Source organism: Pseudomonas sp. W4I3 (assembly GCF_030816195.1).
In the GTDB taxonomy this organism is placed as follows: domain Bacteria; phylum Pseudomonadota; class Gammaproteobacteria; order Pseudomonadales; family Pseudomonadaceae; genus Aquipseudomonas.
In genome coordinates this window covers 4,272,861-4,284,852 of record NZ_JAUSXS010000001.1, presented here as the reverse complement: position 1 = coordinate 4,284,852, position 11,992 = coordinate 4,272,861, and the positions used below count along the sequence as shown (strand labels likewise).

General features: G+C 62.2%; 6 protein-coding genes. 3 read left to right on the top strand and 3 right to left on the bottom strand.

Annotation, left to right across the window (positions count from 1 at the left end; translation table 11 throughout):
- Window positions 1–183: 183 nt before the first annotated feature.
- The gene (locus QF045_RS27795; RefSeq protein WP_373424458.1) at window positions 184–453 is read right to left on the bottom strand and encodes a DUF6124 family protein; all 270 of its coding nucleotides are present in this window, start codon (window positions 451–453) and stop codon (window positions 184–186) included.
- A gap of 297 nt (window positions 454–750) precedes the next feature.
- Between QF045_RS27795 and QF045_RS19335 the strand changes: the two genes are divergently transcribed.
- Window positions 751–1,869, top strand: coding sequence for a type III secretion protein (locus QF045_RS19335; RefSeq protein WP_306493634.1), 1,119 nt, complete (start codon window positions 751–753; stop codon window positions 1,867–1,869).
- Window positions 1,870–1,988: 119 nt separating this feature from the next.
- Window positions 1,989–2,834, top strand: a complete 846-nt coding sequence (locus QF045_RS19330; protein WP_306493633.1) for a hypothetical protein — start codon at window positions 1,989–1,991, stop codon at window positions 2,832–2,834.
- On the opposite strand, the gene QF045_RS19325 is transcribed toward QF045_RS19330, so the two are convergent.
- Window positions 2,831–4,255 (bottom strand): efflux transporter outer membrane subunit, encoded by a 1,425-nt coding sequence (locus tag QF045_RS19325; protein WP_306493632.1) that lies wholly within the window; start codon window positions 4,253–4,255, stop codon window positions 2,831–2,833. The two genes, QF045_RS19330 and QF045_RS19325, sit on opposite strands and share 4 nt — an antisense overlap.
- Window positions 4,255–5,049: a helix-turn-helix transcriptional regulator gene (locus tag QF045_RS19320; protein ID WP_306493631.1), complete on the bottom strand. Its 795-nt coding sequence runs from the start codon at window positions 5,047–5,049 to the stop codon at window positions 4,255–4,257. Before QF045_RS19320 ends, QF045_RS19325 begins: the two co-directional genes overlap by 1 nt.
- A gap of 489 nt (window positions 5,050–5,538) precedes the next feature.
- On the opposite strand from QF045_RS19320, the gene QF045_RS19315 reads away from it, so the two are divergent.
- Complete coding sequence (locus QF045_RS19315) at window positions 5,539–11,811, top strand: non-ribosomal peptide synthetase (RefSeq protein ID WP_306493630.1); 6,273 nt, start codon at window positions 5,539–5,541, stop codon at window positions 11,809–11,811.
- Window positions 11,812–11,992: the final 181 nt, after the last annotated feature.

Below are 11,992 nucleotides of genomic sequence, written 5' to 3'. Positions count from 1 at the left end.
TAACCACAATGCGAAGCGAGCCGCTCTTGATCTTGCTCTTGATCTTAGGCGCCCCCCAAATCACTGTCGGATTACGGGCACACCGAGCCTAGGCGAGGTGCCGAGTGGTGGGGCAAGAGCGTTTTGCTAACTTTTGCGCTTTTCAAAAGTGAGCCGCCGTCAGGGCGGAACCCTAAGTCGCCGTTACCGCAGCAACGGATATGTACGCACTCTGATCCAACATCCTGGTCGGCTGTCAGGCCGCCATCGGGAGCAAGCCCCCTCCCACAGGGTTCTACTTCGCTGGTTGGGTTGCGTTCTGGATCTGACCACCGGGCATTCCCGGTTCAGCGCTTGATCTACGAGTAACTGCGCTATTTCGGTCATCTGCACGATTGCCAATAGAGGCCTGCGACGTGCGCCATCAAGATGTTCGGCACAGTCGTAGGCGCAGACAGTCGCTGACTCCAGCATTTATCAGGCATTGCTAAGGCGGCTTCGGTGCTGAGGCCGGGGCGTTGAAATTGCGCTGAGCATTGTTCAGATGAACGCGTCACGGTTTAGGAATATTCCGATAGAAATCAGCTGAAATAGAAGGACGTTGTTACCTGTTGCCCCTCTGAAATCAGGAACCTTTCTCACCGACTTGCCACGCATGAGGACTTGCCGGATGCAATAACCGACGGTGACGGTTGGCAAGTAATGTTTTCTGAATCGCAGCATGAATTATCCAGTGCGATTCCCATCCTTTTATCAATGAGGCTAAACAAGATGGTCACGCTCGACACGTCGAACAACAGGCAGGTTTATTCCGCCTATGCAACGTCTGAACAGCTCGATAAAACACGCGATCAGTCCAGCCCTGACCGATTGAATCGTTTCGGACAACTGCCGGCCCATAACGCGGTTGGTCGAACGATCCAGTCAAGCGGCAGTGATCGAGCAATGGCCGAGCTGTTGATGTTACTCGGTACGCTCATAACGACGCTCAAGACATGGATGGACCGAGACAATGCGCCACCTGCGCCGCAGCCACCCATGACGGTGATTCCCAAGCCCCGAATTGATGTGGCGCCCGCCCCTGAAACCGTGCAGCCCGGTAAGCAAGTGTGGAAAGAACAATTGGCGCCGTTCATGAATCGATCGGATCTGACCCGTAGCCGCAACGCTTTTGATACCGAACTCATCGAGATGTTTTCCGATAAGCACACCGAGCCGTCGAACACGTTTTTATCGAATAAAGCCAAAGGGCAAAAGCCCGACGATATTCGCAACGGGCTGCGCGCCACCTACGAGAGTTATCCCTACGTAGGCACCACAGGCAGAGAAGAGCACGTCGCCGCGATCAAGGTGGCCATGGCCACCTTCGGACAAAGCCCTGCCGGGGTTTTCGACGACATCGTCAAGAGTGGAGACGGCTATAACGTGACGATGAAGGACGGCTTCAAACTGCATATCACCCGTGAAGAACTTCAACTGTCGGCCAAGGCGGCGAAATTCAGTGGCGGTGACGAAGGCATGGTCAAGGATGCGCAGTTTCTGTTTGGCGTAATGAGCAAGCGTCGACACATGGAACTGGAACGCAACAACGCAACGGACCGTTTTTTCAGCCTGTATGACAAAGACAGTGCCTACCATGCCCACCGTACTTTTCCGGGCGTGTTGGCCGCAGCAGGGCAGGGCATCGACGGCGACAAGGCGTTGTCGTACCTGGGGCTGAAAGAGCATATGCAGGTCGTTGATGCCGGAGCATTGGGCGTGCGCGTCGGGGTGCCATTGGACAAGGGTGCGAGAAACAAGAATGGCGCTGTCTTCGCCGGAAGCATGGAAGGGCAGTTATACAATAAACCGGTTGCGCCAGCATTGAAGGTTGTAACGCTGCGCGGTTAAGTCGAGTCAGACCACTTTCTAAAGCTGTTTATTTGATTAAAACACGGGGCCTTCATGTTCATGGCGCTGACGTCTCGTGCGCCTTTTTCAAGCCCGTTATGCGAGTGATTGAGATGCTAGTGTCTAATGTTAATTATGCTGTTGCAGGCTTTGCCGAAGCGAGTCATGCGATTATTTCTCCACGTTCTTCCATTGAGGCTGCACCCGCCGGAACAGCCGAACAGTTAAGTCGCCTGGTGGCTGAGTTGGAGCGTTTGTTAGCGCTGTTGTCCGCGCGGTTTAAACCCACAGTCGAAGTAAAACGCGCGCCTTACGATAACAGTACGGTGAATGAGCGGCGCACCGGTAATCGCGACGAGTTTCTAAAAGGAACACCGCAGAATACCGGCGTCAAACCCCCTGATATTTTCCAGGATTTCTATCAGTTGACCGAAGGCAATTGCGTGACCGTATCTGCGATTAAAGCCGCCATGATGAGATTCGGTCACAACCCTCACGGCATCTACAAGGCCATTCACGCCACCGACGCCGGCTATCGTGTCGTCATGCGTGATGGCTTCAAGCTCGACATCACGCACGACGAGTTGAAACAGGCCAGGACCGGCGCGAATTTCGGCGCCGTCCGGCCCAATGATGTGCTGGTCAACGCACAGTTTCTGTACGCAGTCAGTGCCAAGCGCGCGCAGCTGGAAAATAACGACGGTGTCGCCGATCAGAGCTTCACCGCTGCGATGCACAGCTTGAATGATGGCGAGTATCCGGGGCAGGCGCTGCGCCGCCTGGGCTTGAAGGACTTCGTTGCGCCCGCAGCGCTCGAGGAATTGCGCAACGGCGCTATCGGCACGATCGTCAGCGGGTCTCATTCAATGGTGGTCGTGGACGGCTTTCTGGATCGTTATGGGGACAAGCGGCAACTGGATGACCACAACTGGAGTCGTCCCCTCGTTGGCCTGAAGCTGCTCTAGCGGCTGACCGCCAGGCTCGGCGGCGCGCCCCACGCGCCTCCTAGCGCGGTATACACATTCACCTGCGCGACCAGTTGCGCCAGTCGATCGACAATCAGCGCCTGCTGTGAACTGAACAATGAGCGCTGTGCGTCGAGAAAGGTCAGGTTGCTGTCGACGCCACTGCGGTAGCGGTGCTGGGCCAGGTCGTAATAACGCTGGTTGGCGGCGACAAAGTCGCGTTGCGCGTCCAGTTGATCGTTATAGGTCTGGCGCGCCGCGAGGCCATCGGCGACTTCCTGGAAGGCGGTCTGGATGGATTTTTCGTACTGCGCCACCGTGATGTCCTTCTGCAGCCTGGCGTAATCAAGGCTGGCGCGCAGGCTGCCGGCATTGAAGATCGGCAGATTGATTTGCGGCTGAAACGTCCAGGTGCCCGCGCCGCCCTTGAACAAACCGGAAAGTTGCGTGCTGGTGCTGCCGGCGTTGGCCGTGAGCGTGATCGACGGAAAGAACGCCGCCCGCGCCGCACCGATATTGGCGTTGGCTGCCTGCAACTGCAGTTCGGCCTCAAGAATGTCCGGGCGCCGTTGTAACAGGTCCGAGGGCAGGCCCGCAGGCACGCTGGCCACCAGATCGTCGGACAGGGGGCGTGAGGGCAGGTTTGCATCCACCGGGCCACCGACCAGCAGGGTGAGGTTGTTGAGGTCCTGGGCCACTTGGCGTTCGTAGCGAGCCACGTTGGCACGGGTGCTGTCTACGGCGGTGCGCGCTTGCACCACGTCCAACGCCGAGGCTTTGCCTGCGGTTTTGCTGCGCCGGGTCAGCTGCCAGCTGTGGTCGTTGGCGACCAGGGTCTGCTCGGTCAGGGCCAGCAGTTCCTGGTCGGCACGCCAAGTCAGGTAGGCGTTGGCGACGTTGGCCACCAGGCTCAGCTGCGCGCCACGGCGGGCCTGTTCAGTGCCCAGGTAAGTCAGCATGGCCTGTTCGCTGAGGCTGCGAACGCGGCCGAACAGGTCCAGTTCATAAGCGCTCAGGCCCAGGGTCGCGGAATAGCTGGAGGTGATCGCCGACTTGCCGGTACCGGTCACGCTGCCCGGCAACTTCTGGCGTTTGCCGGCCCCCGTGGCGGACACCGCCGGGAACAGGTCAGCGCGCTGGATGCGGTACTGCGCCTGGAACGCCTGCACATTCAGCGTCGCTACCCGCAGGTCGCGGTTGTTGACCAATGCGGCGCCAATCAACTGTTGCAGCGCCGGGTCGTGGAACAGCTGCCGCCAGTCCGCTGTAGGCAGCAGGCTGCCGGCCTGCGCCTGGCGGTACACCCCGTCTTGGGGATAGTGTGCCGGCACGGGGGCGTCGGGCCGCTGATACTCTGGAATCAGCGAACAACCGCCGAGCATCCAGGCCACGCCAACGGCGGTGAATGTCCGTTTGTGCATCAGGCGCCCACCATCCATTTGGCCAAGCCGTGTCGGCCACTCACGCCCAGCTTGGCCGCGGCGCGCTTGAGGTAGGTTTCAATCGAGCTGTTTTTCACGCTGAGTTTTTCCGCGATCTGCGGCACGGTGCCGCCTGTCAACAGCCCCAGGCAGACCTCCTGCTCGCGCGCCGACAGGGTGATGTCACTCAGCGACAAGCGCTTGTAGAACTCACGCTGCAATTGCGATTGCTCCAGCACGGTGTGCCCAGGCTCCCCTTCGAGCTGTGGCGCCTGGCGCAGCAGTTGGGCATGGCGCTCCATCAGCGGCAACAGGGTGTCGGACAGGCACTTGAGAAACGACAGCTGCGCCAGGGAAAACCCACGTTCGGCGGGCGGGCGGTAGAACGAAATCACATAGCGTCGATGGCCCTGGCGCGAGACCAGGTTGCATTGATGCGAACTGCCACGCGGGTGGGCGCTGTCGGCCTTGGCCTTCATCTGGATCAACAGCGGGTCCTGCATGCGCAGCATTTGTCGCAGCAGGGGATGATCGTCAAGCGAGTGCAAGGTCTGGGGCACGGGCAGGTCTTGGTTCAGGCCGGCGCTGCCCAGCAGCTTGATCTCCAGCACGCTGTCACGCAGTTCATCGAGGCTCCACTCGCTGAGGTCCACCAAATGAATGGGTATCCATTTGTCCACCAGGTGCAGCATGTTGGCGGCGAAATTTTCCTGGCCGCTGCTTGAAATAAGTTCGCCCATTTCGGCGTAGAAATGTGGGCTTTGGGTGTCGCCAATACTACGGGTCAGACTCATAGCCATCTCATCCTTGATGTCGAAAACCGTCAACGGGTGCCCGGGGTCTGTTCGGGGCGCTCCGTACTGCTTGAACGTAACTCGGCGTTCGAGATTTCATTTAGCCATATCGATTTATCCTACGTATGTAGCGGAAACGAGGGACATACGCTGCCATAAAGTCCGCGTCATTAATTCGACGTTTCCTACGGATAATTCGCTGCACGACAAACAGGTCGCGATATTTATCTATGTCTAACTCATTGAAATTAAATATAAATATAAAAATTCAAAAATATTTTTCAAATTTAACGTCGGCCGCTTGTAGTCAATTTCCTACAAGCCTTTAATCGTTTCAGCAGTGAACCCCCAGCCAAGCCCGTTTCTATCCGTTTGGATGTCCGGGTTTCGGGTGTCAGACGCCACCCCAGCCGCATGCTCAAATCCGGCTGATTCGTGGTAATGGGCGACCCTGCGCGGCCAGTGCCTGACCCCCATGAGAAGGATCTTATGACGCAACTTTCCAGTCTGCCGGCCAGCTTCCCCCTCACCGCCGCACAACAGGACATCTGGCTCGACCAACTGCGCGCCGGCGATTCGCCGTTGTACAACATCGGCGGCTATGTTGATCTGGCCGGCGCCATCGCACCCGAGCTGATCCAGCGTGCGGTCGAGCTGCTGGTGGCACGGCACGATGCCTTGCGCACCCAGTTGCACACCGACACCCACGGCTTGCCCCGACAGACCTTCACCGCCGACTGGGCGGTGGACGTGGCGCAGTACGATTTCAGCGGGCTGCCCGACCGTGAGGCCGCAGCCCAGGCCTTGATGCAGGCGCAAATGGCCCGGCCCTATGCACTGAGTGGCGAGCCGCTGTTTCGCTTTTTCCTGGTCAAGCTCGACGACGACCATTACCGCCTCGGCACCCAGGCCCATCACCTGATCCTCGACGGCTGGGGGTTCGGTCAGATGCTGCAATCCCTCGCCCAGCTGTACACCAGCCTGCAGCGCGGCGGGCAAACGCACGTGCTGGCGCCGTCCTATATCGACTTCATCGACACCGACCAGCGCTACCTTCAATCCGCCCGCTGCGCCCGCGACCGTGACTATTGGCTGGATAAATACCAAGTGCTGCCCGAGCCGCTGCTCACCCCAAGGCACACCGCCAGAGCCGCGAGCAACACCTGTGTGCAAGCCTTTGAGGTGGCACTGCTCAACCGTATGGAACACGTCGCCAACCGCTACCAGGCGTCGGCGTTCCATGTGTTGCTGGCGGCGCTGTATGTGTATTTCACCCGTACCAGCCAGCGCAGTGAATGGGTGGTGGGGCTGCCGATTCTCAACCGCTCCAACGCGCGCTTTCGCGCCACGGTCGGCATGTTCGCCCAGGTCAGCGCGGTACGTTTTCAATTCAGCGAGGCCTTGAGTTTCAGCGAGGTGGTGCGCGGAGTGCGCGACCAGCTCAAGCAGGACTTTCGCCACCAGCGTTTCCCCCTGAGCGAGATGAACCGCGAGCTGGGGCTGCGGCGTACGGACCGTGGCCAGTTGTTCGACCTGTCGGTGTCGTTCGAGCAGGACGACCATGACCTGCGCTACGGCCAGGTGCAGGCCCGTGCGATCAAGGTGTCCAACCACCATGAACCGCTGCCGATAGCGATCCACCTGCGTAGCAACCGTTATCAGGACACCGCGTGCCTGCATTGCGTCTATAACGAGGCGTACTTTGAGCATCATGAAGTGCAGGCGTTGGCGCAGTGCGTGACCGGGTTGTTGCAGCAGGGCCTGGCCGACACCACGCTCACGGTGGGCGAGTTTGATCTGTTGACGCCACAGGACCAGGCCTTGTTGCAGCAATGGAATGCCACCGCGCAACCCAACGCCACGCCGCAGACCCTGCACGGGCGTATCGAGGCTCAGGCCGAGCGCACACCGCAGGCCGTCGCGGCGGTATACCAGGGGCAGGAACTGACGTATGCCCAACTCAACCGCCGAGCCAATGCGCTGGCCCATCGACTGTTGGCCCTTGGCCTGCAGCCGGATGACCGCGTGGCGGTGCTGGCGCGGCGCGGCCTGGACACCCTGGCAGGGTTGCTGGCGGTGCTCAAGGCCGGCGCCTGCTACGTGCCGATAGACCCGGCGCACCCCACCGAACGCGTGAACTACCTGCTGCACGACAGCGCGCCCGTGGCAGTGCTGGCCCAGCCCGACTTGCTGCAGCGCCTGCCGCCGTTGCAGGTGCCGGTGCTTGCGCTGGAGCCTTGCAGTGGCCCCGGCAGCGACAGCAACCCGCAGGCCCCGGTGACGGCGTCCAACCTCGCCTATGTGATCTACACCTCCGGCTCCACGGGCTTGCCCAAGGGCGTGATGGTCGAACACCACAGCGTGTCCAACCTGGTGGACTGGCATTGCCAGGCCTTTGATCTGCACGCGGGCAGCCACACCGCGAGTGTCGCCGGGTTTGGTTTCGACGCGATGGCCTGGGAGGTCTGGCCGGCGCTGTGCGTGGGCGCGACCCTGCACCTGCCGCCCGTGCATGACGGCGCGGAAGATATCGATGGGCTGCTCGACTGGTGGCGCAGCCAGCCGCTGGACGTGTGTTTCCTGCCCACGCCCGTGGCCGAATACGCGTTCAGCCAACACCTTGCGCACCCCACCTTGCGCACCTTGCTGATCGGCGGCGACCGCCTGCGCGGGTTCAATCGGGCGCAGACGTTCGACGTGATCAACAACTATGGCCCCACCGAAGCCACCGTGGTCGCCACCTCGGGGCGCGTTGAGGCCGGCCAGCCGTTGCACATCGGCGCGCCCATCGCCAACGCCCGCGTGTACCTGCTGGACGCACAACAACGGCCGGTGCCGATTGGCACGGCGGGGGAGGTGTACGTCGGTGGCAAGGGCGTGGCGCGTGGTTACTTGAATCGCCCCGACCTGAGTGCCGAACGTTTTCTCGACGACCCGTTCAACGGTGGCCGCATGTACCGCAGCGGGGACCTGGCGCGCTGGCTGGCGGACGGCACGCTGGAGTACCTGGGGCGCAACGACGACCAGGTGAAAATTCGTGGCGTGCGGATCGAACTCGGGGAAATCGAATCGGCCCTGGCCACGCATCCCTTGATCAAGGCCACCGTGGTGGAGTTTCGTGACGGGCAATTGCTGGCCTGGTTCATCCAGCACCAGCCTCTGCAAATCGAAGCCCTTCGCGCGCACCTGCAAGCCTCGCTGCCCGATTACATGCTGCCGGCGGCCTACGTGCGCCTTGATGCGTTGCCGCTCACCGCCAATGGCAAGCTCGACCGCAAGGCGCTGCCGGCACCCACTCAGCAGGCCTTCGTCACCCGCCGCTATGAGGCGCCCCACGAGGGCGTCGAAGCCACCTTGGCGCAGATCTGGGCCGAGTTGCTGCAGGTGCAACAGGTTGGCAGGCAGGACCATTTTTTTGAACTGGGCGGCCACTCGCTGCTGGCGGTGCAACTGGTGCAGCGCATGCGCGAGGCCGGCCTGCAGGCCGACGTGCAAGTGTTGTTCGGCCAGCCCACCCTGGCAGCGCTGGCGGCGGCCAGTGTCGGCAGCGAAGTGGCGGTGCCGGCCAATCGCATCCCCACCGGTTGCACGCGGATCACGGCCGACATGCTGGCCCTGGCCGACCTTGACGAGCCTAGTCTGGAGCGCATCGTCGCCAGCATCCCCGGTGGCGCCGCCAACGTGCAGGAGATCTACCCGCTGGCGCCATTGCAGGAAGGCTTGCTCTACCACCACATTACCGATGAGCGCGACCCGTACCAGCAGCATGCGCTGTTCTGCTTTGCGCGCCGCGAACAGTTGGATGCGTTTGCCCAGGCGCTGCAACAGGTCATCGACCGCCACGACATCCTGCGCACCAGCCTGGTTTGGGATGCCCTTGATCAACCGATGCAAGTGGTGTGGCGCCAAGCGCGGTTGCCGGTCGAACCGCTGCGTGAACACACCCCGCCGCTGGACTTGCGCCGCGCACCGCTGATGGCTCTGGACTACGCCGAAGAACCGCATCACTCGCGCTGGGTCGCCAGATTGCGCTTCCATCACCTGGTCAACGACGCCACGTCGACGGCCGTGTTGGTGGACGAAATTCGCGCCCATCTGCTGGGGCAGCACGCGCAGTTGCCGGTGCCGGTGCCGTATCGCAACGTGGTCGCGCAGACCCGTTCACTGCAGCGGCAAGCGGCACATGAGGTGTTCTTTCGTGAGCGCCTGGCGGATGTGGACGCACCGACCCTGGCCTTTGGCTTGCAGGAACGCCAGGCGGAGCGGGCTGACATCGAAGAATTCGTGCAAGCGGTGGACGAGTCGCTCAACCAGCGACTACGGGCCCAGGCCCGCGCTGTTGGAGTGAGCGTCGCCAGCCTGTTCCACCTGGCGTGGGCCCAGGTGCTCAGCCGCGTCGCAAGCCGCGATGACGTGGTGTTCGGCACCGTGTTGCTCGGCCGACTGCAAGCCGGCGAGGGGGCGGATCGCGCCCTGGGCATGTTCATCAACACCCTGCCGCTGCGCCTGCGCCTGGCCGGGCAAAGCGTGGTGGCGGCCGTGACGGACACCCACACCCAACTGAGCGCCTTGCTTGCGCATGAGCAAGCGTCTTTGGCGCTGGCCCAGCGCTGCAGCAGCGTCGCGCCGCTGTTCAACAGCCTGCTCAACTACCGTCACACCAGCGCCGAGCCAGACCTGAAACTGGTGCCGGGCATCGCCTTGCTCAGCAGCGAGGACATCCTCAGTTACCCGCTGATGCTCACCGTGGACGACATCGCCAGCGGCTTGCGGCTCAAGGCCAAGGCGCCGCGCAAAGTGGGGGCTGAACGTGTGCTGGGTTACCTCGACACCGCGCTCAACGGCCTGGTCGACGCGCTGGAGCAGGCGCCCGCCACCCCGTTGCGCGAGGTGCCGGTGCTGCCCGCCCACGAGTTGCAGACATTGCTGGTGGACTTCAACGCTACCGCTGTCGACTACCCCGACACCCTCACTGTGCAGGCGCTGTTCGAAGCCCAGGCGCGGCACAGGCCGGATGCCGTGGCAGTGCAGGCGGGTGTGCAACAACTGACCTATCACGAACTCAACCAGCGCGCCAATCAACTGGCCTTCCACCTGCGCGAGCGCGGCGTACAGCCGGATGCGCGGGTGGCGCTGTGCGTCGAACGCGGGCTGGACCTGGTGGTGGGCTTGCTGGGGATTCTCAAGGCAGGCGGCGCCTATGTGCCGCTGGACCCAGGCTACCCCCGCGAGCGCCTGGCCTACATGCTGCAAGACAGTCAGCCGGTGGCGCTGCTGCTACACGCCGCCACCCGTGACCGGGTGCAGGACGTTGCGCTGCCAGTGATCGATTTCGACCAATGCACCTGGCACCAGGCACCGAGCGACAACCCCGTGGTGCCGGGTTTGACCATGAATCACCTAGCCTACGTGATGTACACCTCCGGCTCCACTGGCACCCCCAAGGGGGTGATGATCGAGCATCGCGGCCTGGGCAACCTGATGCACTGGGGCGCGCGGCTATGCCCGCAGGCCCCAGGCGGCGCCTTGTTGCAACGCGCGCCGTTCAGTTTCGACGGTTCGGTGTGGGAACTGTTCTGGCCGCTGACCCAAGGCATGCGCCTGGTGCTGGCGCGGCCCGACGGGCATCGAGAACCGGCGTACCTGGCACAGCTGATCCGCGAGCAGCACATCAGCGTGATCAAGTTTGTGCCGGCAATGTTGCAACAGTTTCTTGAATTGCAAGCGTCAGCCCTGTGCACCAGCCTCACCGACATACTGTGCGGCGGTGGCGAGCTGACCGAAGCCCTGGCGCGCGGGGTGCAGGCGCGCTTGCCCGGCGTGCGGTTGCACAACGTCTACGGGCCTACCGAAGCCACGGTGGACAGCAGCGCATGGACCCTGGAACCGGGCGCGCCCGTGCCCGCGCTGCAACTGCCGATAGGCAGGGCGATCAACAACACCCGCCTGTATGTGCTGGATGAACACGACGCGCCCGTGCCGATGGGCATCAGCGGCCAACTGCACATCGGCGGGGTCGGCGTGGCTCGGGGCTACCTGGGCCTGCCCCAGATGAGCGCCGAACGCTTCATCGACAGCCCCTTCGTCGCGGGTGACCGGCTGTATCGCACTGGTGACGTGGTGCGTTACCTGCCGGACGGCAACCTGGAGTTCCTCGGCCGTAATGACTTCCAGGTCAAACTGCGCGGCGTGCGTCTGGAGCTGGGCGAAATCGAAGCGCGCCTGGCCGCCCACCCCGCGTTGCGAGAAGTGGCGGTGCTGATTCGTGACGAGCGCCTGATCGCCTACTTCACCCTGCGCGAGCCGGCCCCTAGCCTGGACTCATTGCGCGCCCATGTACTGGAGCAATTACCCGAATACATGGTGCCGGCCGCCTTCGTGCAACTCGACGCACTGCCGCTCAACCCGGCCGGCAAACTCGACCGCAAGGCCCTGCCGGAACCCGGCCTGGACGCCGTGGTGAGCCGCGCCTATGAAGCCCCGCAAGGCGAAGTGGAAAACCTGATGGCGACGATCTGGGCGCAGGTGCTGAAGCTGGAACGGGTAGGGCGCCACGACCACTTCTTCGAACTCGGCGGGCACTCGCTGCTGGCGGTGAACCTGGTGGCACGCCTGCGCAAGGCCGGGCTGGAAGTGGATGCCCGCACCCTGTTCAGTCAGCCGACACTGGCACAACTGGCGGCGCGCACAGTGGCGCACGTGCAGCGCGTGCAAGCACCCGAAACCGCCATCCCCGCACTCAACCGCCGACGCCGAATCTGAAGGGGGAAGGTAACCCATGTGGGAGGGGCTTGCCCTAATGCCAGTCAGTTAAGGCTTTTTGTAGGAGCGAGCTTGCTCGCGAAGAACTCAGGGCCTCCGCGTTCATTCAGAATGAACGCGTTGCCTGGACGTTTTTCGCGAGCAAGCTCGCTCCTACATTGAGCCCCGATAGCCATAGGTA

What these genes read in the sequence shown, in the direction of transcription:
- QF045_RS27795 (WP_373424458.1), bottom strand. Translation starts at nt 453, where the DNA reads ATGCTGGAGTCAGCGACTGTCTGCGCCTACGACTGTGCCGAACATCTT.
- QF045_RS19335 (WP_306493634.1), top strand. Translation starts at nt 751, where the DNA reads ATGGTCACGCTCGACACGTCGAACAACAGGCAGGTTTATTCCGCCTAT.
- QF045_RS19325 (WP_306493632.1), bottom strand. Translation starts at nt 4,255, where the DNA reads ATGCACAAACGGACATTCACCGCCGTTGGCGTGGCCTGGATGCTCGGC.
- QF045_RS19320 (WP_306493631.1), bottom strand. Translation starts at nt 5,049, where the DNA reads ATGAGTCTGACCCGTAGTATTGGCGACACCCAAAGCCCACATTTCTAC.
- QF045_RS19315 (WP_306493630.1), top strand. Translation starts at nt 5,539, where the DNA reads ATGACGCAACTTTCCAGTCTGCCGGCCAGCTTCCCCCTCACCGCCGCA.